This window comes from Pseudonocardia bannensis, from assembly GCF_012911875.1.
GTDB classification, from domain to species: Bacteria; Actinomycetota; Actinomycetes; order Mycobacteriales; family Pseudonocardiaceae; genus Pseudonocardia; species Pseudonocardia bannensis.
On the sequence record NZ_JAAXKZ010000060.1, the window covers coordinates 1 to 22447 of the forward strand.

The 22447-nt window shown below is 68.7% G+C and carries 21 protein-coding genes and 1 tRNA gene; 10 read left to right on the forward strand and 12 right to left on the reverse strand.

What is annotated here, in order from left to right; translation table 11 throughout:
• Positions 1-345 precede the first annotated feature (345 nt).
• Positions 346-2439 carry a bifunctional copper resistance protein CopD/cytochrome c oxidase assembly protein gene (locus HF519_RS16670; RefSeq protein ID WP_169413879.1) on the reverse strand — a complete coding sequence of 698 codons (2094 nt, stop codon included), beginning with the start codon at positions 2437-2439 and terminating at the stop codon, positions 346-348.
• Between the two features lie 82 nt (positions 2440-2521).
• Between HF519_RS16670 and HF519_RS16675 the strand changes: the two genes are divergently transcribed.
• Entirely contained in the window at positions 2522-3229 is a 708-nt protein-coding gene (locus HF519_RS16675; protein ID WP_169413880.1) for a methyltransferase domain-containing protein, read from the forward strand.
• A gap of 54 nt (positions 3230-3283) precedes the next feature.
• Here HF519_RS16675 and HF519_RS16680 read toward each other — a convergent pair whose 3' ends face one another.
• Positions 3284-4078: a PP2C family protein-serine/threonine phosphatase gene (locus tag HF519_RS16680; protein ID WP_169413881.1), complete on the reverse strand. Its 795-nt coding sequence runs from the start codon at positions 4076-4078 to the stop codon at positions 3284-3286.
• Between the two features lie 65 nt (positions 4079-4143).
• Between HF519_RS16680 and HF519_RS16685 the strand changes: the two genes are divergently transcribed.
• Positions 4144-5928 (forward strand): N-6 DNA methylase, encoded by a 1785-nt coding sequence (locus tag HF519_RS16685; RefSeq protein ID WP_169413882.1) that lies wholly within the window; start codon positions 4144-4146, stop codon positions 5926-5928.
• 169 nt (positions 5929-6097) lie between these two features.
• A tRNA-Arg gene (locus HF519_RS16690) sits at positions 6098-6171 on the forward strand.
• A gap of 66 nt (positions 6172-6237) precedes the next feature.
• Here HF519_RS16690 and HF519_RS16695 read toward each other — a convergent pair.
• The 6 genes from HF519_RS16695 to HF519_RS16720 all read right to left on the reverse strand — a co-directional run bounded on the left by HF519_RS16695 (position 6238) and on the right by HF519_RS16720 (position 11840).
• Positions 6238-7374, reverse strand: coding sequence for a site-specific integrase (locus HF519_RS16695; RefSeq protein ID WP_169413883.1), 1137 nt, complete (start codon positions 7372-7374; stop codon positions 6238-6240).
• The gene (locus HF519_RS16700) at positions 7374-7562 is read right to left on the reverse strand and encodes a helix-turn-helix transcriptional regulator (RefSeq protein ID WP_169413884.1); all 189 of its coding nucleotides are present in this window, start codon (positions 7560-7562) and stop codon (positions 7374-7376) included. Before HF519_RS16700 ends, HF519_RS16695 begins: the two co-directional genes overlap by 1 nt.
• 13 nt (positions 7563-7575) lie before the next feature.
• Entirely contained in the window at positions 7576-9282 is a 1707-nt protein-coding gene (locus tag HF519_RS16705) for a replication initiator (RefSeq protein WP_246244231.1), read from the reverse strand.
• Entirely contained in the window at positions 9282-10820 is a 1539-nt protein-coding gene (locus HF519_RS16710) for an FtsK/SpoIIIE domain-containing protein (protein ID WP_169413885.1), read from the reverse strand. The genes HF519_RS16705 and HF519_RS16710 overlap by 1 nt, the downstream gene beginning before the upstream one ends.
• Before the next feature lie 178 nt (positions 10821-10998).
• A complete protein-coding gene (locus HF519_RS16715; protein WP_169413886.1) occupies positions 10999-11313 on the reverse strand; it encodes a WhiB family transcriptional regulator in 315 nt (104 codons plus the stop codon).
• A 104-nt stretch (positions 11314-11417) separates the two neighbouring features.
• Positions 11418-11840 carry a plasmid replication, integration and excision activator gene (locus HF519_RS16720; RefSeq protein WP_169413887.1) on the reverse strand — a complete coding sequence of 141 codons (423 nt, stop codon included), beginning with the start codon at positions 11838-11840 and terminating at the stop codon, positions 11418-11420.
• Between the two features lie 130 nt (positions 11841-11970).
• Between HF519_RS16720 and HF519_RS16725 the strand changes: the two genes are divergently transcribed.
• From HF519_RS16725 to HF519_RS16740, 4 genes are all read left to right on the forward strand, one after another.
• On the forward strand, positions 11971-12798 hold the full coding sequence (locus tag HF519_RS16725) for a hypothetical protein (RefSeq protein WP_169413888.1): 828 nt from the start codon (positions 11971-11973) through the stop codon (positions 12796-12798).
• A gap of 5 nt (positions 12799-12803) precedes the next feature.
• The gene (locus HF519_RS16730; RefSeq protein WP_169413889.1) at positions 12804-13610 is read left to right on the forward strand and encodes a hypothetical protein; all 807 of its coding nucleotides are present in this window, start codon (positions 12804-12806) and stop codon (positions 13608-13610) included.
• 600 nt (positions 13611-14210) lie between these two features.
• The gene (locus HF519_RS16735; protein ID WP_211170135.1) at positions 14211-15362 is read left to right on the forward strand and encodes an SNIPE associated domain-containing protein; all 1152 of its coding nucleotides are present in this window, start codon (positions 14211-14213) and stop codon (positions 15360-15362) included.
• A gap of 275 nt (positions 15363-15637) precedes the next feature.
• Positions 15638-16117, forward strand: a complete 480-nt coding sequence (locus HF519_RS16740; RefSeq protein ID WP_169413890.1) for a hypothetical protein — start codon at positions 15638-15640, stop codon at positions 16115-16117.
• Positions 16118-16535: 418 nt separating this feature from the next.
• Here the strand turns inward: HF519_RS16740 and HF519_RS16745 are convergent, their stop codons facing one another.
• A complete protein-coding gene (locus HF519_RS16745) occupies positions 16536-16895 on the reverse strand; it encodes a tyrosine-type recombinase/integrase (RefSeq protein WP_169413891.1) in 360 nt (119 codons plus the stop codon).
• A 27-nt stretch (positions 16896-16922) separates the two neighbouring features.
• Positions 16923-17138, reverse strand: coding sequence for an HD domain-containing protein (locus tag HF519_RS16750; RefSeq protein ID WP_312860153.1), 216 nt, complete (start codon positions 17136-17138; stop codon positions 16923-16925).
• A 43-nt stretch (positions 17139-17181) separates the two neighbouring features.
• Between HF519_RS16750 and HF519_RS31465 the strand changes: the two genes are divergently transcribed.
• Entirely contained in the window at positions 17182-17550 is a 369-nt protein-coding gene (locus HF519_RS31465) for a helix-turn-helix domain-containing protein (RefSeq protein WP_169413892.1), read from the forward strand.
• Here the strand turns inward: HF519_RS31465 and HF519_RS16760 are convergent.
• Positions 17530-19221 carry a multicopper oxidase family protein gene (locus HF519_RS16760; protein WP_211170136.1) on the reverse strand — a complete coding sequence of 564 codons (1692 nt, stop codon included), beginning with the start codon at positions 19219-19221 and terminating at the stop codon, positions 17530-17532. The genes HF519_RS31465 and HF519_RS16760 overlap by 21 nt on opposite strands.
• Positions 19222-19368: 147 nt before the next feature.
• Entirely contained in the window at positions 19369-19899 is a 531-nt protein-coding gene (locus HF519_RS16765) for an MEDS domain-containing protein (protein ID WP_369009252.1), read from the reverse strand.
• A gap of 529 nt (positions 19900-20428) precedes the next feature.
• Between HF519_RS16765 and HF519_RS30475 the strand changes: the two genes are divergently transcribed.
• Together HF519_RS30475 and HF519_RS16775 are read left to right on the forward strand one after the other, a co-directional pair.
• Positions 20429-20656 (forward strand): PASTA domain-containing protein, encoded by a 228-nt coding sequence (locus HF519_RS30475; protein ID WP_211170137.1) that lies wholly within the window; start codon positions 20429-20431, stop codon positions 20654-20656.
• A gap of 582 nt (positions 20657-21238) precedes the next feature.
• Positions 21239-22090: an ABC transporter substrate-binding protein gene (locus HF519_RS16775; protein WP_246244237.1), complete on the forward strand. Its 852-nt coding sequence runs from the start codon at positions 21239-21241 to the stop codon at positions 22088-22090.
• Positions 22091-22447: the final 357 nt, after the last annotated feature.

A 22447-nucleotide genomic window follows, 5' to 3' on the forward strand; every position in this document is an offset into this window, starting at 1 on the left:
GTACACCACCCGATCCAAGCGGATCGGCAGGGTCCGACGGGGGCCGCCAGCGGGCCTGTTGACCGAACCCTCAGGGCCCGTTCTGTCCGGCTGTCTCGCTGACAGGAACTAAGTTACGCGCCGACTCCGGTGAGCGTCAAATCGACCCCCTGTCAAGGCTTTGACCAGCGCAAACAACCGAATTTCGGGTTACCGGGAGATGTCGCGCCGGTCGCCCTACACGACGAGCGGTCGCATCGAATCGCCCTCTCCCGGGACCGATATGTCCACCACGGACAGGGAATGAACTGCGGAAACGCGCCGACTGCACGGAGCGGGCACGCCCGTCACCTCGCCGGCTCCTTGTCACCCGTCGTTCGAGGTGGTCCCGGTAACACTTTTGGGGTTCTCGTCGTGCGCGATGGACGTACCGGATCCCGTCGCCAAGCGGTGCAGCATGGCGTTGTAGGCGTTCAGCTCCGCATCGCCGTCGGTGTCAGCTCGGCGATCATCGCGTCTGGCCGACCGCTCGTCGAGGCGCGCCCACTGAACGAGCAGCACGATGACCACGAGGAGCAACGGAACCTCCCCGGATGCCCACGTCAGGCTGCCCCCGAGCTGTTGATCGCGTAGCGGGTCAGGCACCCAGGGCAAGGCCAGCGAGCGGTAGAACTCGCCACCGATGACCGTGTTGGCGCTCATCAGAGCCACACCGAAGAAGGCGTGGAAGGGCACCGAGGCGAAGACGATCCCGAGCCGGGCGACGGATGGAAGCCGTCGCGGTGCGGGGTCGACTCCGACCAGCGGCCAGAAGAAGAGCGCGCCCACGAGCAAGAAGTGCGCGTTCATGGCCACGTGGGCCCAGTGCTGCGTCAGCGCCGTGGCGAACAGGTCCGAGAAGTAGAGCGCGTAGTAGCTGCCCACGAACAGCGGCAATGCCACCAGCGGGTGGGTCAGCCATCGCGACACCGGGGAGTGCACCGCCGCCAGGAGCCACTCCCGTGGACCTGGCGGCCGGGTCCGCCCGGCGGGCGGGAGGGCCCGCAGCGCGAGCGTCACCGGAGCCCCGAGCACGAGCAGGATCGGGACGAGCATCGACAGCATCATGTGTTCGGCCATGTGCACGCTGAACATCGCCGGCGAGTACCGCCCGATACCCGAGCTCGTCGCGATCAGGAGCCCGGCGCACCCGCTCAACCAGGCCACGGTCCGTCCCTGCGACCAGGAGTCGCCGCGACGGCGCAGCCGGTGCACCCCGGCCAGGTAGACGACAGCGGCGACGATCGCCAGTGACCCGTAGACGAGGTCGAATCGCCAGTCGAGGGCGAGCCGCGCGAGCGTCGGCGGGCCGCCCAGCTCGTAACCGATGAGAGCCTCGGTGATCGAGGGTGCCGGGGCTCCGGTCTCCGGCGGGGCACTGCGGCCCAGTGCGACGGCCAGCCCGATGGTGCCGAGCATGAGCAGTACCTCGACTCCGCCGAGACGCAGGAGGGCCGAGGTCTCACCACGTGCGGCGGCATTGACCGATCGACGGCGGTGCACCGCACCGAGGACTCCCAGCGCGAGCAGGGCCGCGATCTTGCCCAGAACCAGCCGGCCGTAGGAGCTCCCTACGAGGGCGCCGAAGGGCACGCGGATCAGCGCGTTGGTCACGCCCGTGAGCGCGAGCACGACCCAGCACACAAGGGCCAGGCGAGAGAAGCGGGGAACTGCGGTCGACAGAGCCGCATTCCGGTCCGCTCCCCGAGTCCCGCCTGCGGCGAGCCCGATCACGGCGACGAGGCCGCCCACCCACAGGGAGGCGGCGAGTACGTGCAGCACCAGGCTGTCGGTGGCCACGTCGTGCGCGCCCCCACCCGCGGAGTGTCCGGTGAGCGCCACCGGTAGCGGACCGGCGACGGCGAGACCGAAGACCACGACGGCCCAGCCCCAGCTGAGCACCATCCGCGTCCCGACGAGCACCAGCAGCGCGACCAGCGCCGTCAGTGTCCAGGCCGTGGCGGCGGAGAGCCTGGGGATCAGATCGATCAGCAGGCCGGCGTCGAGCACGTCCCCGACCGGTCGGCCGAGTGCATCCGCCACGCTCAGCGGTATCAGCAGCAACGCCGTCGCCGCCCACACAGCCGACGCGTACGAGCCGACGCGGACCGCCCGGTACCCGGCGACGTCGAGATAACCGCTGCGCTGGGGCGCGACGAGGAAGGCGGCGAGCAGCAACGACCCGATGGTGAGGACCATGCTCACCTCGGCCAGCGCGCGGACGGCGGGTAGCCCCAGCGTGGTGAGCCGCCCGGGATCGGGCAGCCCGAGCGCGATGGCCGGGCGGGCGCCGGACAGTGCGGTCAGCCCAGCAGCGACCAGCACCGCGATGGCAGATCCGAGTCCGACCAGACCAGCGATTCCGGCCGGTGGTCGTGCCTCGGCCGGTCGCGCGGCCGGTTCGACGGTCGACTGCGACATGCAACCCAGGCTAAGCCCGTCGCCCCGCAATACGGCGGCTGACCACCGGCGCAACGTCATACCCCACTGCGACACTGCTCACGTGCGGAGACATGTCGGCCGTCCGGCGGCGGTCCGGCGACTGCTCTCGACCGCTGTCGACCGGCGGGGTCGGTCGCCGCTGCCCTGGCTGACCGCCCCCCTCGTCGGGACGCAGCGGGTCCTCGACCTGCACAGTGGCATGGGGCACCTCGCCGACGAGTTCGTCACCGGGCGATGGCTGGTGCAGGACGGGACCCCGGCCTCAGGCGTCACCCTGTGCGGCAGCCCGGCGGCGCTGCCGCTGCGCGCCGATGCCGTCGATGCCGTGTGCCTGGTCCTCGTGCTCCCCCTGCTCGACCGGTTGGACGCCGTGTTCGCCGAAATCCGGCGGGTCCTCCGCCCTGGCGGAACCCTGGTGACGCTGGTCCCCTCGGCGACGGTCCGGTCGCCGGCGGAGTTCCGCGCGGCCCGGCTGACCAAGCCGGTGTCGCGCCACGGCTGGCCCAACCGGTCAGGACTCGACCACGCAGGCTGGCTGCTCGCAGCCGCCGACTTCGCGGTGGCAGGCGACGATCGGGTTGTGTTTCACCTCCCCCTGCCCGACGCGGCGAGTGCCCAGCAGGCGGTGGACGATCTGCACGCCGCAGGGGTCTGGCCGCCCACATCGAGTGCCGAGGCACGCCGTGACGTCGCGTCCCGGCTGGAGCGCAGGACCGGGCCAGGTCAGACGCTGCCGATCCCGTTACGCCGGTTGGTCGCCCGCCGGTGAGCGGTGGGGGTCCCGCCACGGGTACTCGGCGCCGGGAACGACCCTGAGCGCCGGTCAGTCCGGCTGTGGAACCGGCGCCGCGGCCCCGACGAGGACCCTGGGCTGCTCCGGAACCGGGCCGTCGATGACGTCGGCCACCACGCAGGTGATGTTGTCGGGCCCGCCGCCCTCGTTCGCCAGCGCGATCAGTCGGGCCACGACGACCTCGGGGTCCGGGTCGCCGGCGAGCACCTCACGCACGGCAGCGTCGGGCAGGACCGCGGTCACGCCGTCGGAGCACAGCAGATACCGGTCCCCGGCCAACGCCTCACGTACCCACAGGTCGGGTTCCGGGTCGTGGCCGGCCTGCAGCGCCCGGAGCAGCACGGAGCGGCGCGGATGCGTCGCGGCCTCCGCAGGCGTGATCCGCCCCTCGTCGACGAGCGCCTGGACCACGGTGTGGTCCTTGGTGATCTGCTCCAGGACCCCGTCGCGCAGGAGATAGATCCGGGAGTCGCCGAGGTGGAGCACCCCGAGCCGGGTGCCGTCGAACAGCAGGGCGATCGCCGTCGTGCCCATTCCTCGCAGATCCGACTCGCGGTCGGCCCGCTCGTCGAGACGCCGGGCCGCTTCGGCGAGGCCCTCGGCCAACACAGCGGGCAGATCGACGTCGTGGAGGTCGGCGGGCAACCGGTCGTCCAGGTCCGCCAGCGCGGCGATCGTCAGCGCGCTGGCCACCTCGCCGTGGGCATGTCCACCCATGCCGTCGGCGATCGCGAGGAGCCGGTCACTGATGGCGCCCGCATCCTGATTCGCCGCGCGACGCCGACCCACGTCCGATCCGATGGCGGACCGCAGACCTAGAGGCATGGGCGAAGTATGGCCATTGTGTAATCACTTCACAAGCGCTAAGCCCGTGAATTACTGTTCCAGCCGTGGGCCGGGAATCCACGGTGAACGCGGGAGACATCGCGCGGCTCGGCGGAGTCGGCCGGGCCGCCGTGAGCAATTGGCGTCGGCGCCATCCGGATTTCCCGCAGCCGGTCGGGGGGACCGCGTCCAGCCCGCTGTTCTCCCTCGACGAGATCGAACGTTGGTTACGCCGCAACGGCAAGCCCTACGAGGTCTCGGTCGCGGACCGCGTCTGGCAACGCTTGCGGGCGGAGGGCGGAGATCTGGGACTCGGGCACGTCGTCGCCCGGGCGGGGGCCTTGCTGGTACGGCTGCGCGACGGTCGCGACGACACCGCGGTCCCGCTGCTCCCGGGCGTGGACGAGCGTGCCGACCCCGACTTCGTCGAATTGCTCGATGAGCTCGCCGCCCGGCACGGCCACGCCGCCGCCTTCGAGATTCTCCACGAGCGGTACCTCGAGGCACACTCCCGGAGACTGTCGACGACTCCGTCCGACTTGACGACGCTCATGGCGAAGCTCGCAGGCGCACAGGTCGGCACTGCGCTGGACCCCGCGTGCGGTACCGGAGCCCTGCTCCTCGCGGTCGGGCCCGCTCGCGCGCTCGGCCAGGACGTCAACGCCTACGGTGCGTTGATCGCCGCTGCGCGATTGCGGCTGCGGAGCGTCGAGGCAACGGTCGTCGCCGGTGACTCGATGCGAGAGAACGGGTTCCGCGACGTCGACGCCGATGTCGTGGTCTGCGATCCACCCGTCGGCGACCGGACGTGGGGACGGACCGAGCTGACCGGGGACCCGCGGTGGGCCTACGGACTGCCCCCGCGCAGCGAGCCCGAACTGGCGTGGGTACAGCACTGCCTCGCGCAGGTCAGGCCAGGTGGCCGGGTCGTGATCCGCATGCCGGCCGTGGCGGCGAGCCGCAGGCCGGGGCGGCGGATCCGAGCGAACCTGGTGCGTGGTGGCGCCTTGCGCGCGGTTCTGAGCGTGACGCAGGACTTCGATCTCTGGCTGTTGCAGCGGCCCGAGCCCGGGGAGCGGCCGCCGTCGCGGGTTCTGCTGCGCCAGTGCGCGGGCGACCCGGAGGACGTCTGGCGCGATGTCGAAGCGGGCCGCGGGGTACGGATCGTCGACCTGCTCGACGACGAGGTGGATCTCAGCCCCGCCCGTCACGTGCGACGGCACGGCGAGGCCGACCCGGGGCGCGGGTATGCCGCGGCACTGCAGCAGTTCCGAGCTCGCACGGCCGTTCCGCCCGAACTGCGACGGCTCCCCGAGCGACGGCCCCTGCCGACGGCGACGCTCGGCGAGCTCGCCGAAGCCGGGCTGCTCCGCATCCGGCACGCGCCCGCACGCATGTCCGTCGACGGCGGTGACCTGGCCGTACTGACCGGTGACGACCTGCTTCGGGACGGCTCCCCTTCGGGGGGGACCACGCCGGGCGACGAGCTGATCGCGATCGAGCCGGGCGACGTCGTCGCCTCTCCGATGGGCCGGGCGAGGGTGGTCCATACCGCTGCGGTGCTCGGTCCCGGGCTGAGTTCGTACCGCGTCGATCCGGAGCAGCTCGACGCGGAGTTCCTCGCCGGCGTCCTGCGATCGGTCGACCCGGGAACACGCGGGTCGAGGCGGCTCGAGCTGCGCCGCACCCGAGTCCCGAGGTTGCCGCTGGACGAGCAGCGGACGTACGGCCGGGCCTTCCGCGAACTGCTCGACCTGACCGACGCGGTGCGCGAGGCGGCGGAACACTGCGAGACCCTGGTCCGGCTGGGGTTGACCGGGTTGGTGGACGGCTGGCTCGGGCCGGAGTGAGCGATTCGCAGTTGGTTCGCCGGGTCGCCGTCTCAGTCCTCGCGGTCCGCGGATCGATGGGACACGGCCGTCCTTGGGGCGCTCGCAGGCACGGCCGGGGTGAGACCGTGTCCTCACGCGCCCGCTACGCTTCCGCCAGGTGGTTCAGGTGGACCGCCACGTACGACCCGCCCTCGTAGCTCAGCTGGATAGAGCAAGAGCCTTCTAATCTCTAGGTCGCAGGTTCGAATCCTGCCGGGGGCACACATCCGCTGGTCACAGCGTTGACCAGCGATCATGCTCAAGATCGAACTACCTCAAACCTACCTTTTATCGCGGAGCGAAACCGTCGAGCGCAGCGCCGGCGGCGGCACCCGAGATGCGACGTGTCATGTACACGTCCTGGGTCATCGAGACGCGCTCGTGCCCCAGGTAGTCAGCGATCTCACGGGCCGAGAGACCGGCGGCATCGAGCCGCGTCGCGACGAGGTGACGGAAGGCATGCGGGTGCAGGCCCTTCCACTCGGTAGCCGCAAGGACCTGGCGCAGCTGCTTCCGAGTGTTGTCGGGGTCGCGGAGAGTGCCCGCCGTGGACGGGAACACCCACGGCCCGTGCGAGTCCGCATGGCGCTTACGCAGCAGATCCATCACCCAGGCCGGTGGTGTGATCGTCCGCATGCTCGCCCTGGACTTGGTGTGGGACTGGACGATCAATCCCGCCCCCGGCACCCGGATCACCGTCCCCTCGATCGCGATCGTGCCGGCCACGTCGTTGATGCGACGCCAGTCGAGGGCCAACAGCTCACCGATGCGACAGCCGAGCCCCGAGAGCACATCGACCAGGTCGACAAGGTCGTACTTCCGGGCGTCTTCGGAGCCGGCCAAGTAGTTGTGGAGACGACTCAAACCCTCCTCGGAGAGCGATACCTTCTCGCCCACCGGCTTCTTTCGAGCCGGGGTCAGCTCCCGCACAGGGTTCGCGTCGATCGCGTCGTGCCGGACGGCGAGGCCTACGATTCCCGCGAGGACCACCTTCGCGTGATGCGCCGATGAGCTGCCGCGTCGTTGCCGAATCTCCCGGATCGCCCGATCGACCGTGGAGACGCGGACCTCGCTCAGCCGCAGATCACCAAGAGCTGGCTCCACCAAGCGCCGCCAGGCATCTCGGTAAGTGATCTTCGTGCGAAGCGCCCGATCCGACTCATCCAGCTCCCGAAACCACAGATCCGCGACCACCCGCAGTCGGGTATCACCGGTGATTTCGCCGTCCAACACGATGCGGCTGCGGTCCCGCAACGCCGACTTCAGCGCATTCTCTGCTGCCGCCCGGGTCGGGCCGGACCGCTGGACCCGCCGCATCACTCCGTCGTAGTCCCGGTAGTCGGCCCAGGCCCGGAAGCGCCGCTCACCGAGCCGGACGACGAGGACCTTCCCGTAGGTCCCGATCGGGAGGGGCAATCGGCCCATCAGGCCGCCCCGTCGTCGAGCTCGGCGAACCACTGCCGAACGACCTCCGCCTCGTATCGGAGGTACCGGCCCACCTTCTTTGCCTTGGGGCCGTAGCCCTTGCAGCGCCAGTCGTAGAGCGTCCCGACCGGAACGCCGAGGAACTCGGCGACGTCCTGAACAGTCCAGAGTCGTTCCCGAATCTGCATGGCCCGCTCCCCCTCACGCTGCCTGATCGCCAGTTGCCGAAACGTCGTCGAGCAGTTGTCTGGCCTGCTCGTACTGCTCCCGCCATCGCCGCTTCTGCGCAACGACCTGCAAGAGCAGCTGCGTCCGGTCGGGTCGGTCGGGATCACGCGGGCCCATCAGGTCCCACGAGTAGCGCTGCCGCTCTCCGTCGGGCGTGGCCTGGTCGGGCTTGGCGCCGACCGCGCCGAGGGTGCGCAGGACGTGCTGTTTCTTGTCGTCGCGGTGCTCGGCGAGCGTCTTGCCGGACCACTTACGCGAGACCAGACAGCGCCGGCCGCCGTAGCCGAGATGGGCTGCCTTGTGGGCCTTGCCCTTGCACTGGCCGGGCACCATCCCGGACTTGGGCTTGGCGGGCTGGATGCCGTAGCGCAGCCAGTTCGGGCAGGTCGGCGAACAGGGCTGGTACTCCAGCGCCGCGACGAGCCGATCCACGTGGTCGGCCTGACGAGAGCTCTCCGGGGTGTGGCACTCGGAGATCGCCTTCGTCAGGTACTTGACCAGGTAGCCGAGGCACATGCCGGCCTGCTGCGAGCCCTCCAGCACGCCTTGGATGTCGACCTGCGCGCCGAACCGGACCACGTGCGCCGGCTCGTCCTGCTCGCCGTCATCGATCCGCTGGATCGCCGCATCCCACGTCATCAGTGGCTCGTGGGTGTCCGGGTCGACGAAACAGGGCGTCTTGCGGGTCTCGTCCCAGACTGGGAGCCGGTCGCCCGTGTAGACCGGTTCGTCGTACGGGGGCCACCAGATCTGGTCGTAGGTGGCGGCGGCGACCTGGCGGATGAGCTTGCGCGGGATGGTGCCGCGGATCGCGGCGTGCAGGTGCGGGGCGCCGCGCTTCTGCGGCTCGATCACGGCGAAGTACTGCACGTTCCAGCCGACCGCGCGGCGCAAGTTCTGCCAGAACCGATCGATCAGCCCGCCGAAGTGGATCGCATCGCGGACCGCGCGCCGGTAGTCGTAGCTGTCCGGGTCGACGGCCGCGCCGTCGTAGATCCGCCCGTAGGAGGGCAGGGTCAGCGTAATGAAGGTGGACGGCTGGAAGGCCTTGCCGTCCGGGGTGGTGAACGTCCGGCCGATGGTCTTCTTGGCGACCGGCTTGCGGGGCAGGTTGGCCGCGTCCTTGCGCCGCCGAGTGGAGCGGACCCGCCGCTTCTTGGCCTCGCCGTCCTCGGTCTTGTCGCGGCCCCGGGTGACCGTGCCCCGCAATCCCTCCCCGCGCAACAGGGCGTCGGCCTCCTCGATGTCGCGGTCCAGCTCGGCGACGGTGGCGGTATCGCCGACGGCGAGGGCCTGGGCGCGGGCGTCCTCGAGGTCGGCCCGGTAGCCCAGGGTCAGCTTCTGCGCCGCGGTCGGCTCCGCGGTCTCGATCACCGGTTCCTCGGTGAGGTGCCAGCCCTCCCGGGCCTGGGTGATCCGGTCGCGGCGGTTCTTCTCCGCACAGGTCGGGCAGACCGACGCCAGCGTCGCGCCGCAGCGGATCGGGATGATCGTCTGCTCGCCGGTCTGGTTGCCCGTGCGCCGCACGGCCAGCGGGCGGGTGCAGGCGCCGTACTCGACGGCCATCGCCTCGGCCAGTTCCCGGGCCAGCAGCGGGCGGACCTTGATCGGCACCGGTGCCGGCCCGGGTGCTCCCTGCGGACCGGCGTCGGCGTCCTGGGGGTTCCCCTGCTCGTTCATCAACTCACCTCCCCGGTGTCCCCAGTCCTGGCGGTCTTCCTAGCGGAGCGCCGCTGCACGGGCAGTTGCGTGACGTACGGGTCCTCGCTGGTCGGGGACGGGTAGGTGGCGGCGAGGTAGCGGATCTGCTCGTCGTCGACGAACGCGGCCCGAACCCGGGCCACGGTGCGGGTGGAGTCCTGCACGACGTAGCCGACACCCGGGGTGAGGTCGGAGATCTCGTCGCAGCGCGCACCCCGGGCGCGGGCCCCGTCGCCGAGGACCATGTCGACCTCGGTGCGCTCGCCCAGGCGCAGCCCGATCCGGGTGGTGAACAGGTTCCGCAGATCCAGTACGTCCTTGCGCGGGTCCTGCACGCACCCGATCACCGACACGCCGGGTGCGCGGCCCTTGGTCAGCAGCCGCCCGAGCGCGGCCTTCGCCCGCTCCTTGAGCTGGCGGTCGGTGATGTAGGCGGTCAGCGAGGCGATCTCGTCGATGACGACCAGGACGAACGGCTCCGCCGTGGTCGGGGTGTGCCGCCGGGCGTGTCCGGCCAGCTTCTCAGCACGCTCCTGGACCAGCGCGGCCGCCACCTCCAGCGCGACGACGAGGTCTTCCTCGCTGCGATGGGCGAGCATGTGAAACAGGCCCCGGCCCATGCCCAGCTCCATCCCGCCCTTCGGGTCGATCCCGATCACCCGGACCCAGCCGTCCCGGATCGCCGGGGCCAGCTGCGCCAGCACAGACCAGACGACCGAGCCCTTCCCGGCACCGGTCGCCCCGGCCACCAACAGGTGGTGCTCCAACAGCCGCAGCAGCCACGGGGTGCCGTCGTCGCAGCGTCCGATCTGGACCGCGGACAGATCAACCTCGGCGGCCGAGCGGGGCGCGGTGATGACGTCGGCAAGGGTGTCGGCGTGGATCACGCGCAAGCAGATCCAGCCCCGCTTGGCGGCGGGCAGGAGCCGCACGTCGAGGGCGTGGAACTCCGAGCGCAGCGCCTCGACCTTCTCCGCGAGGTGCTCCCGGGTGACGCCCGGACAGAGCTGGACGGTGAGCACGTCGGCGTAGCGGCCCAGCCGCACCCACAACAGCCGCGGAACCAGCACCCGATGCCGGGCGTCCCGGGCGTGCAGGCCAGCGGCCGCCATCAGGTCCGACCACTGCCAGCGGTAGCGGATGCGCCGGCCGAACCGGAACACCCGCGAGGACACCCACACCTCGAACGCGTCCGGCCACCGCCAGCCCCACAGCCCGAGCCCGGCCCCGGCCACCACCACCACCACGAGGGCGAACCAGACGAGTTCCCAGCCCGGAGACGCAGTCGCGCCGGCTAGCACCGCGGCGGCGGCCAGCACCCCGAGAACCGGCACATAGGTCAGGAACCATCCCGCCATGACCAGCCCCCAGACCGTGAACCCGAGGAGTCGGCCGAGCGCCGACAAGCCGGTCTTACGGGCCCGGGCACCGAGGGACAGCTGCGGCTCTTGGGCGATGTACTGGACGTCGTCGCGGGTGCGGATGACCTCGCCCCGCAGTACCGAGTTGCCGATCATCGGGTGTCCTTCCGATCGCTGGCGCGCGAGCGCCGGGGAGCCCTCGCGTCGGCGAGGGAGAACAGGGCGTTCTGAGCGAGGTGGTCCGCGCAGCGGCGCCGCCGCGGATCTGGCCGTTCGACGAGCACCGCCCGGCATACCTCGCAGCGGTTTGGGGTCGGCGCGGTCTTCCTGGTGCTCATGCGGCAGCACCGCCCATGGCCGGCGTCGGGTCGTCGCGGTGGCGGGCGAACAGGTCCGCGCGCTCCTCCGATGAGGTGCCGCCGACCACACCCCACCGGCGGGCGGGGTCCTCCCAGGCCATGACGTCGACCAGGCACTCGGCCCGGACCGGGCATCCCGCGCAGATCCGCTTGGCCGCGTCGATCCGAGCCGGAGCGTCCTCGCCGCCGTCGAGCGGGAAGAACAGCTCCGGATCTGTCGAGCCGCAGGCCGCCGCGTCGCGCCAGCCTGTCCGGAGCGGCGGCAAGAAGCGGCTGCTATGTGCGTTCATCTACCCTCGGTGTCCTTCCGGTCCGAAACGCCTGCTCAGGGGTTGTTGGCGCTGGGAGATCCGGAGGGGAGCCCGCCGCAATCGGGCTCCCCTCCCCTGCTGGGTCAGGCCGCCTCTGAGGACGACCGGGGCGAGGGCTTGCCGCCCGGGGCACGCATCGATGCCGCCCGCAGCGAGTAGCCGATCCGCGGTCGGCCGCCGCCGTTGTCCACCACGTAGGGCCGGACCTCCAGGCCGTCGAAGAACACCGGCCGGAACGGCATCCCCGGCCCGGTTTCCGGTGGCACCGGCTGATGTGGAGCCGCAATCTTGACCGTCAGCGTCTTGTCGCTCTTGCGGGCCGCCGGGTCCGCATCGAGCACCGTCACCGACCACAGCGGCAGTCCGGTCTCCCGGTCGAGCTGCTGCACGAACCGCTCGCGGGTCGACTTGTCGAAGTCCCGGATCGGCTCCACCTCCCCGACCACGAACGCCCCCATCGGAAACGCCTCGTCGTGCCCGATCCGGAATGAGCCCGTCAGTGCCATCGCCGTCACCTCTCGTTCGTGTAGGCCCCCTAAACACTCGGACCGTCCCGAGCCGCGTGCCGTGTAGGGGGGATAAACATCAAGATAGGGGCGATCGCCGCAGACTGTCAAGGACCCCTAAACTCGCCGCATGAGTGGCAGTCCGGACGAGTTCGAGGACGTCCGCCGGGATCCGGACCCGATCCGGCGCGGACAGCGCGCAGGAGCCCTGCTGTCGCTCTACCAGCAGCGCGCCACTGAGATGGCCCGACTGCGCCGTGCCGCGATCGAAGAAGCCCACGACCAGGGCATGACCTACACCGAGATCGCCACCGCGCTCGGCATCACCAAGGGCCGGGTCACCCAGATCCGCAACACTGCGCCCGCCCCCGAGCGTGCCTTCTTCGGCGTCGGTCCGGTTTCGATCGGCGTCCCCCTACGCCAAGGCACCGATGACCGGATGCGCTCCTACATCGACGCCGCCGACGTCGCGACCCTCGAAGCCACCGAGGCCCTGCTCAACTCCCTCTCGCTGGGCGTCGAACGGTTCACGGTCAGCCCCGACACCGCCGAGCCGCCGGCTGGCGACGCCGTCGTGATCTGCGGGCCCAAATCCGCCCCGCTCGGCGCCGACCTCATGAATCGCGACCCCGTGCTCGGTATGGTCCGCGAGAACGACCGCTGGTGGATCACCAACAAGCAGACCGGCGAGCGGTACGGCTCCCCACACAACGAGGCCCCTACCGGGTCCGGCGACATCGCCTATCTCGCCCGCCACCGCGACGACAGCCGCGTCGTTGTGCACATCGCCGGGATCCACAGCCCCGGATCCGGCGGCGTCGCGCACTACCTCGGCCGCCATCTGGGCGAGTTACACAACCAGGTCGGCGACAAGCCGTTCAGCATGGCCATCCGCTGCCAGCTCGACGGGCTGACCGTCACCGGTAGCGAAGTTCTGGCCGGCCCCTACATCTGGTAGCCCTCATGCAGGTCGCGAGCGCGCAGTTGCCTGGCGTCGACGAGAGCGCCGATCGCATCTTCGTCACCGATAACGCGGTCATTGTTCTCGACGGGGCGAGCGCCTTCGAGCCGGTCGAGTTGGACCCGGGCACATACGCACAGGGCATCGGCGAGTCCATCGCAGCGCAGTTGACCGACGACCCGGCCGCCGACCTTCCAGCCATAGTCGCTGGCGGCATCGCCGCGGTGACCGAGCGACATGACCTCCGTGCCGAACACTCGCCGTCGAGCACCGTGAGCATCCTGCGAGTAGGGCCCCACGAGGTCGACCTCTACGTACTAGGCGACAGCCCCGTGCATTACGGAAATGACACCGAAGGCTGGGGCCTCACCGACGATCGTCTCGCGATGCTCCCACTACCGGAACGGGAGGCGTATCGAGCGCGGCTCCGCGCAGGCCATGGGTTCGACGACGAGCACCGCCGCCTTCTCCGTGACCTGCAAGTGCGGGAACGCAGGTACCGCAACATGGAATCCGGCTATTGGATCGCCGAGACCAAGCCGGACGCGGCATGTCACGGGATCCTCAAACGTATTCCGCGGGAGCAAATCGAGTGGGCCGTCCTCTCTACCGACGGCGCATCCGAACCACTGGCACATCTCGGCGCAGAAGACTGGATCAGTATCTCATCCTACGATGGCAGGCAACTCCACTCCCTCCTGGCCCGCCTGCAAAGCTGGGAAGACCAACACGACCCGGAGGCGCAGCAATATCCGCGCGCGAAACGCCATGACGATAAGACATTGGTGAGTATTTCGCTTCACCCGTAGAGCGGTACTGAGACATACACCCGCCCTCGCCTCTGCAGCTCGGCTCTGCAGCCCGGAGCCGAGGGGTAGCGCTACGTCGTGCAATCACTCCAGACCGGTCCGCAGCGGGCCCCACTCCGCCCCGTCGCCCGGAAGATGGGTGACGACCACTCCCAGTAGTGGGATCATGACGCTGCACACCCGACTGATGGGGGGACCGTGACGAAACGCTTCGTTGTGCCACCAAACTGGCCGCAACCAGAGCCGGGATGGCAACCACCACCCGGGTGGCAGCCGCAGCCGTCCTGGGGACCGCCACCTCCCGGATGGCAGTTCTGGGTTGACGAAGAGTCGTCGGCACCCCCGCCAGCGCCTCACGGTCCTACGCCGCCCGCCAAGGCGAGCGGTACGGATGGAGACCCCGAACCGAAAATTCCCATCTTCCGGGCCAGGAGTCGCGCCAAGGAGCTGGCTACCGAGGTGGCCCAGCTACGCAACGAGATGGCCCGACTGGGAACTCTCGAAATTGCGGAGCTGGAGCGCCGGCGCGACGAACTGCGGCGTGAGGTAGCCGAGTAAGAAGCCCGTTTAGCCGAGCAATTGCGCAAACAGGCACAGGACTTGGAGAAGCAAGCCCAGGACGCACACGAACGGCAGCGCCGCGAGGTGCACCAGCTCCAGCAGGAGCGAGAACGAGTACAGCGCCATCTTGAAGAGCTGCAGGCAACTGTAGTGGTGACCCAGGAGGCCGCCATTCTCCAAGAGGTCGGCATCTACGAGGCCCGCCATCCCTTAACCGACGCCGCCGCGTACCAAGCCGAGCTTGCTCGGCTACAGGACCAGATCAAGCTGATGGCGAAGAAGGACGGCGGTGCGATTCAGGCCGACCAGGGGTGGACCGTCAACGGCTCGGCCGCCAAGGGCCGAACCATGATCAATGACTACTCAAAGCTCATGCTTCGAGCCTACAACGCTGAAGCAGACAACCTCGTGCGAGCAATGAAGCCGTACAAGTTGCAGTCGTCGGTCGACCGCCTAGACAAAGTAGCCAAGACGATCGAGCGACTTGGCAAGACCATGAGTATCCGCATTTCAGCGCCCTACCACCGGCTTCGAATCACCGAACTCGAGCTGACTGCCGATTACTTGGACAAGACAGCGGTGGAGAAGGAGCGCGCACGGGAGGAGCGCGAACGGCTCCGCGAGGAGCGGAAGGTTCAGCAAGAAATAGAAAACGAGAGGCGGCGCCTCGAAAAGGAGCGGCAGCATTACACGAACGCCATGGACGCGCTTATCGCCAAGGGCGATATCGAGGGCGCCGAACGCCTGCGTGAGCAGCTCGGCGAGATCGAACGCGCAATCGAGGACGTGGACTATCGCGCTGCCAATATCCGGGCCGGATACGTGTACGTGATCTCAAACGTTGGAGCGTTCGGGGAACGGATGATCAAAATTGGCATGACGAGGCGGCTTGAACCTATGGATCGCGTACGCGAGCTAGGCGACGCCTCTGTCCCCTTCAAGTTCGACGTCCATGCGCTGTTCTTCTCACAGGACGCTGTAGGAATTGAAAGTGCCATGCATGCGCGCCTAGCCGACCGACGTGTCAACCGAGTAAATCTTCGCCGTGAGTTCTTCTACGCAACTGCAGCTGAAGCGAGAGATCACCTGCTCGAACTGACGGGAGACCTGCTGCACTTTGAGGAATTCCCTGAGGCGGTGGAGTTCCGACAGAGCTCAGCCACGTCGGGTGCGAGCGCTACGGCCAGCTGACGAGTGGCAAGTCGACGAAGGAAGCTGAGGCAGCAACGGCGCCACACACCCAGCTCTGCGCTGCCGAGTAGATCTCTTATGGATCAAGGGCGCGCTCCGCGCGCCGCCAGCCTGGCTCCCCGCCTTGCCGCTCCGCTACCGGCGGGGGCCAGACCGGCCGTCGATAAGCTTCCTTGACCATGACAGAAACCCCAGGTGCCGACACCCCGGACGCAGGGCCTCCACGGCCGCGTCGTCACCGCGAGCCTGGTCGCCCCGTCGAGTGGCGGGTCGCGGTGCTGGGCGTCATTGGAGCACTCGTCGGCGCCCTGATCGGGAGCGCTGCATCGTTCGGGGGACAGATCTACGTCGGTCACCAGCAGGTTGCCAAGGAGGATCGCGACAAGAAGGCCGCGGTCTACTTCGCGTACCTTGACGCGGCCAACGAGTTGGCCAACGAGACGAGAGATCTGCAGCGTTCCTACGCCAGTCTGCCGCCAGATGCCCCGCCACCGGCTGCGGCATACGGTGAGTGGCAGACAGCTCGCTTCAAGTACCAGGGCGCGATCAACGATCTCTCCGTCTACGGCTCCGACGCAGCATGGGACATTCACCGACGCGTCGCCGCGGCGCTTCCTCGCTCGCTTAACCCCAGCCGCGATCCCGTTCGGGTCGAGGCGGTCGACGACGCGCGCCTAACAAGCGGAACTCAAGATTTCCTAGATCTGGCTTGTCAGGAACTTCCTGCGTCACCGCGCGCAGGATGCGGGGACTGAGCCGAGCAAGGAAGAACACCAGCGATGGCCCCTCTGGCTCGGATCGTCCACGCCGCGCCGGCGGAGTACAGGGCGCCTGCGGCGTCGCTACGCGATGGCTGCGCCACCCTGGACACCACCACCGCGACGAGCAAAGCGGCCAGGACGAGGGAGCCCGGGAGGTGTGGGCCGAACCCCCGAGGTGCCCACTTCAAGATCGCATCCCACTTTTACCTACCTGGAACGGCCAGCAACGACGCCAGGTGCCACATAGCCGCCGGAAGTGTCCGCGCTGCTCAGCGGCACTGTCCGGCACCACGTGGCACCGTCCCAGGACACGATCTTGGAATCTCTAGGTCGCAGGTTCGAATCCTGCCGGGGGCACTCAACCGCAGGTCACAGCGTTGACCAGGCGCAACCAGCAAGATCAACCCCACGTTTACCCCACGCTTTCGGGTGGGCCGAACGCGTTCAGGGCAGCCGCCGCGTTGGCGCCGTTGGCCTTCCGCGACATGTAGACGTCCTGGGTCATCGACACCCGTTCGTGGCCGAGGTAGTCAGCGATCTCACGCGCCGACAGTCCAGCCGCGTCGAGCCGAGTCGCGACGAGATGCCGGAAGGCGTGCGGGTGCAGGCCCTTCCACTCGGTGTCGGCCAGGACCTCGCGCAGCTGCTTGCGCGTGTTGTCCGGGTCGCGCAGGTTCGAGCTGGTCGAGGGGAACACCCACGGACCGTGTGACTCCTTGTGACGACGACGCAACAGTTCGATCACCCAGTCCGGTGGCGTGATCGTGCGCATTCCGTGTGCCGCAGAAACCGCGCCCCGTCAAGCGGATGGAAGCCCGTCTCCGCCGGGCTCTGGGGCGTAGACGACGTCATGTAGCCACACCGCTGCGAGTAGCAGTTCCGCGTCCTCCCCGAGCCTCGAGGAGAGCTTGCCGGCTTGGTCCGCGACGTTCTGCACATGCGCCCACCGCCGAGCCAACACCTCAGCCAGTCGATCCCGGGCCACGCTCTCTGCCCATTCCACGGGCTGCACCACACGACCCTACGAGTAGCCGAGGCCGGTACCGCGGGTCGCACGAGTGGTACTCGTCCAGCTCCGTGCGCCAGAGCATCGACGACCTGCTCGCGCCGTTGGCAACCCCCTCGGGGCGAACAAGCAGAAGGAGTACACCACGACCCTGCGGGTCTACCTGGAGAACAAGCGATCCGTCGGTCGCACCGCCCAGCATCTGTACCTGCACCGCAACACCGTTGCCTACCGGATCAACCGCGTCCTCGACGTTCTCGGGGTCGACCTCGACGACCCCAACCAGTTCCTCGCCGTCTACCTCGCGTCCTCAGGGATCGACACCGGGCGAGATCGTGTCCGGGGAACAGCTGGGCGAAGCGCATCACGCTATCGGGTTGTCGCGTCCAGTTACCTGCTACTACAGCGGGCGGCCGGGTAGCTCCGACACCGGGCGCGGCGGCGCGGCGGTCACCGGATCCGGGCCGCCCTTGCCGACCTCGAAGTTGGTCATCATTTCGTGATCCTCGTGAACGACGTTGTGGCAGTGCATCATGTACTTCCCAGCGTGCGGGCCGAACTTCCCGATGAGGCGGACGACCTCGCCCTCCCCGACGTACACGGTGTCCTTCGGCCCTCTCTCGTAGGGGAACGGGGGCCGGCCGTTGCGATCGAGGATCTTGAAATCGATCAGGTGGACGTGGACCGGGTGGAACCATCCGCCGGAGTGGTTGTCGAAGCGCCAGATCTCCACATCGTTCAGGCCCGGGGCCGCGTCCATCCGGCGCGGGTCCCAGAACAGGCCGTTGATCGCCCATTGACCCCGCCTTCGCTCGAAGCGCCAGTCCCGGGTGCGGCGGGCCTGGGACGGCTGCAGCGCCATGGGGTCGTCCTGGCCGCCGCCGGGCTTGAGGACGGCGGGGACCTCGTTGCGGGTCAGGTCGGCGGCCTCGCTGACGACATCGAACCGCATGACCTGCCGGGTGGACGGGAATTCCTCGTTGTTCTTCAACTCGAGGTTGCGCAGCACCACCTGCTGACCGATCGGATACTTCGCGAAGTCGATCACCACGCCGTAGCGCTCGGCGACGCCGATGCGGAACGTCTTGTCCTGCTGAGGAGCCGGCATCAGGCCCCCGTCGCCACTGACGAAGGTGAACGGCTCGCCGGTGCTCAGCGCCAGTCGGTAGGCGCGGGAGGTCGAGGCGTTGAGGATGCGGAAGAGGTACTTGCGACGCTCGACCTGCAACACCGGCCAGGGACGTCCGTTGACCAGGATGACGTCACCCATCAATTCCTTCTGCCCGTCGTCGTCGAACAGGAATTGTCCATCTGTGTCGAATATCTTGTCCTGGACGACCAGGGGGACGTCGTAGCGACCACTCGGCAACGGGATATTTCGCCCTTCGTCGGTTATGTAGAGGCCGGCCAGGCCCATATAGGTGTTCTCGGCGGTGTGGTGAACTGCGTGGTCGTGGTACCACATGGTCCGCTCGTTCTGATCGTTCGGATAGATATAATCCTTGAAGAATCCCGGCGCCGACAGGTCCTCGGCCCATCCGTCGTACTGCGGGGGTGTGGCGTTGCCGTGCAGGTGCACCGATGTCGTGCACTCGTAGCGAAGGGTCGGGTGGCGTTGCGGCAGGGCGTTGATCTGGCGCACGACGACGGTTCGGCCCCGCCGGACACTCAGAGTCGGACCCGGGGTGATGCCGTTGTAACCGAAGATCGTCGTCGAACGCCCGGGAAGGATCTCCGCCTCCGCTTCCCTCATCGTGATCTCATAGAAGTCGGTGGTGCCCTCGGACGTGAGCGGCGGCAGCACCGGAGGTATCGACAGGGGGACGGCGAAAGGTGCCGGCAACTTACTTTCCGGGAGCCGACGGCGGGCGGCCGCCACGAGTATCGGCTGCAAGGGGAGAATCAACGACGCGCCCCCGAGGACTCCGGCTTTCATGAATTCGCGCCGCGATAATCCCATAACGATTCCCCTCAGATTCGTTCGGGTTGCAGCGGGCCTGACCCCTAGGTCCGCAGGACGGGAAGCATCACAAGTCGCGACGGAAACCTGTACCCCCTCTCCAGCCCCTGAAATGGGGTGGTTCTTTCTCACCCCCAGATCTGTCGCACGAATGCCTGCTCCGCCCCGGACCGAACGGGTGGACCGATGTGCGCAGACGAACGAAGGACGATGGGGCATGCGGGTGCCTCAACCACGGCACATGATCGACAAAGAGCACGGCGGTGAGGCCCGGCAGGCTCAGCAGCCTGTAGTGCGTCGTGACCAGCCGGGTACGGTCGGATCCGGACGACCGGCCCGGCCTGGACCCGAACGGGCGGAGGATCCAACGCCGGCTTCGGCCATCTCGTCCTGCGCCGGTGTCGGGTCGGCCGATCGGACGGGGCCGGGGTGCGCGGCGACGAACTGTTCGGGCGACCGGTAGTACGGGTTCTGGATGACCTGCGCGCCGACGATCACCTGGGGATGCATCCGGATCGCGTCGATCAGCACACCTGCTCCGAACCGGTTGAGGTCGTAGAGGCAGAGCACGACGAGTTGCTCGGGGATGTACCGGGCCACCTCGTTCTCGTAGCGGATCAGACTGTCCTGTCCTGCCCGGGGCAGCCAACAGCTCGCCTCCGCGCCCAGGCGAGTGCCGCCCGACCGGCCCGAATCGACGATCACCTCCCACATACCGGGCAGTTCGTCGGGGGCCGAGTCCTTGCGCGTGTGGGAGGGCGCGGCCGAACTGCCGACGTCGAGCAGGCCCGTTCGCCGCCAGTGCGTGATCTCCGAGGGGAACCGACTCGACTCAGCACGGCGCCCGCGTCGACCACCACCACGGACCGATCACCGGCCAACGGACCGGCGCGGAAGAACGACGCCATGATCCGTCGCGTTCCTCCACTGTCCGAAAACTCCGCAGACGTGGCCGCCGGGCTCGAGCGTGGGTCCTGCGATGCCGGAGTCGACACTCATGTGCACTGCCAGAGCGACCTCTTATGGATCAAGGGCGCGCTCCGCCGCCGGCCCCGGACCCGCCTTGCCGCTCCGCTCCCGGCGGGCCGGGCCGGCCGGGGATCACCTGTAACACGAATCAGGCAACCACGACATACAGGGCGTGACCCACCGCACACTCACCGCTATCGGCGTTGCAGCCGTCGCCTTCAGCATCGCTGCCTGTGGAGCCTCGCCAGGACAACAATCAGGTCAGTCGTCCGCGCCAGCAGCTCCGGCTGCCACAGCACCGCCAGTCGTCACCGCCGCGCCACCCACCGCCGCGCCACCCACTGCCGCGCCCGTGCAGTCGAGCTGGATCATGCCCGACCTCGTCGGGTCGAACCTCCAAGAAGCGCAGGACACGATCCAGCGGCTCACCAGTTTCGGCATCGCTGTTACGACGTCACACGACGCGACTGGCGCTGCACGGCAGCAAGTATTGGACAGGAACTGGAAGGTTTGCTCGCAGAGCGTCGCGCCCGGTGAGACCATCACGACCAGCACGACGATTGACTTCGGAGCGGTCAAGCTCGAAGAAGCGTGCTGATCGGCCCCCTCTGGCCCGTCATCCTCCACGTCGCAGTGGCGGAGTACAGGGCGCCTACGGCGTCGCTAGGTCGCAGGTTCGAATCTTGCCGGGGGCACCCATCCGCTGGTCAGAGCGCTGACCAGCGCTCGCGATCACGATCCGTCCACCCAATGCCCCACCCTCTGCCGGAGCGCGTCCGAACGATCGGACCTTGACTCAGGACGCGAGGAACGGGTTCTTGATCGCGAGGTGGCCGGTCAGCCACCTCCTCGATGCGCGACCGGTCGACGGCAGGGCTGCGATCACCCAGCACGGACCCGAGTAGGTCCGCGGCGCGGCCGGCGATCCGATGATCGACCACCCGGAGTCGGACCCGCGCTGCCGCGCCGGCGGCACCGCGGGTGCTTCCGGTTCGCCCCCCGACTACGTAGCATTCCCTCACTCAGGGCAGGTTTGCCTAACTTTGGAGGAACAGTGCACGGACGTCGACTCCGCGCGACGGTGGTGGGCCTGCTCGCCCTCGCCCTCGCCGCGTGTGGGAGCCCCACGTCGAACTCCCCGGAATCACCGACGGCCGCAACGCGAACCGTCCAGCACGCCATGGGGACGACCGAGATCATCGGGACGCCGCAGCGGGTCGTCGTGCTCGACACCGGTGAGCTCGACTCCGTGCTCGCGCTCGGGGTCACCCCGATCGGCGCCGTTGCCGCGGACGCGAACGGCGGGCTGCAGTCCTACCTGGCCGACCGCACCCGCGACGTCCAGGTCGTGGGCACCATCGGCGAGCCGAACCTGGAGGCGATCGCCGCACTGCGCCCCGACCTCATCCTGTCCAACAAGGCTCGGCACGAGGCGCTCTACCCGGCGCTGAGCCGCATCGCCCCGACCGTGTTCGCCGAGAAGGTCGGGGTGGCATGGCGGGAGAACCTCGAGCTCGCCGGAACGGCGCTGGGCCGTTCCGAGCAGGCGGCGCGGGTACTCGCCGACTACCGGAGCAAGGCGACGGAGACCGGCCGGCGCTTCGGTGATCCGGCCGCCGTCACCGTCAGCATGGTGCGGTTCAACCCCGGCACCGTGCGGCTCTACGGGCGCGGTTCGTTCATCGGCACCGTGCTGGCCGATGCCGGGTTCGCCCGACCGCCGGCGCAGCAGGTCGACAAGACCTTCGTCGAGATCAGCCCCGAGCAGATCGCCCAGTCCGACGCCGACCTCCTCTTCTACGCCGCATTCGGCGACGGCGGGCGCTCCGGCCAGGAGCAGGTCGTCGGTGGCCCGCTGTGGCCGAAGGTGCCGGCGGTCGCCGCCGGTCGTGCCCACGAGGTGTCCGACGACCTGTGGTACCTCGGAATCGGCCCGATCGCTGCCGACCTGGTACTCGACGAGATCGCGGACCACGCCCCGCAGTCCGACCAGGCGAAGCCGGCAGCCGGATCGGCGCCCATCAATCAGTGACAGGACTTGGTTCGGGACGGCCCGGCGGGAATGCCCTGGCCCGCGGCCGGACGGTCCACGACCGGCATGGGACGACCCGTTCCGGCGAATGACCCGTGCAATTGGTCGCGGTCATACCGATCGCGGTCGATACGTGGCCCGTTGAGGACGAACCACGCGTGCTCGCCGGCCTCGGCCCCGCTTGCTGCATCGCTGACGGCGGCCGGGCCGGCGAGCAACCGGCCAGCATCAGTTGGGAGTACGCGCGACGCCCTCCCCGGGCCCGCCCTCGATCGACGTGGAACGTGCTCAGCACGATCTTCCGGTCGTCCGCCATCCTCACCCGGTTCTACGACCGGCGCCGGTATCTGAGCCGAG

Coding starts and splice junctions, on each gene's coding strand:
- HF519_RS16670 (WP_169413879.1), bottom strand. CDS start 2,439: ATGTCGCAGTCGACCGTCGAACCGGCCGCGCGACCGGCCGAGGCACGA.
- HF519_RS16680 (WP_169413881.1), bottom strand. CDS start 4,078: ATGCCTCTAGGTCTGCGGTCCGCCATCGGATCGGACGTGGGTCGGCGT.
- HF519_RS16695 (WP_169413883.1), bottom strand. CDS start 7,374: ATGGGCCGATTGCCCCTCCCGATCGGGACCTACGGGAAGGTCCTCGTC.
- HF519_RS16700 (WP_169413884.1), bottom strand. CDS start 7,562: ATGCAGATTCGGGAACGACTCTGGACTGTTCAGGACGTCGCCGAGTTC.
- HF519_RS16705 (WP_246244231.1), bottom strand. CDS start 9,282: ATGAACGAGCAGGGGAACCCCCAGGACGCCGACGCCGGTCCGCAGGGA.
- HF519_RS16710 (WP_169413885.1), bottom strand. CDS start 10,820: ATGATCGGCAACTCGGTACTGCGGGGCGAGGTCATCCGCACCCGCGAC.
- HF519_RS16715 (WP_169413886.1), bottom strand. CDS start 11,313: ATGAACGCACATAGCAGCCGCTTCTTGCCGCCGCTCCGGACAGGCTGG.
- HF519_RS16720 (WP_169413887.1), bottom strand. CDS start 11,840: ATGGCACTGACGGGCTCATTCCGGATCGGGCACGACGAGGCGTTTCCG.
- HF519_RS16725 (WP_169413888.1), top strand. CDS start 11,971: ATGAGTGGCAGTCCGGACGAGTTCGAGGACGTCCGCCGGGATCCGGAC.
- HF519_RS16730 (WP_169413889.1), top strand. CDS start 12,804: ATGCAGGTCGCGAGCGCGCAGTTGCCTGGCGTCGACGAGAGCGCCGAT.
- HF519_RS16745 (WP_169413891.1), bottom strand. CDS start 16,895: ATGCGCACGATCACGCCACCGGACTGGGTGATCGAACTGTTGCGTCGT.
- HF519_RS30475 (WP_211170137.1), top strand. CDS start 20,429: ATGCCCGACCTCGTCGGGTCGAACCTCCAAGAAGCGCAGGACACGATC.
- HF519_RS16775 (WP_246244237.1), top strand. CDS start 21,239: ATGGGGACGACCGAGATCATCGGGACGCCGCAGCGGGTCGTCGTGCTC.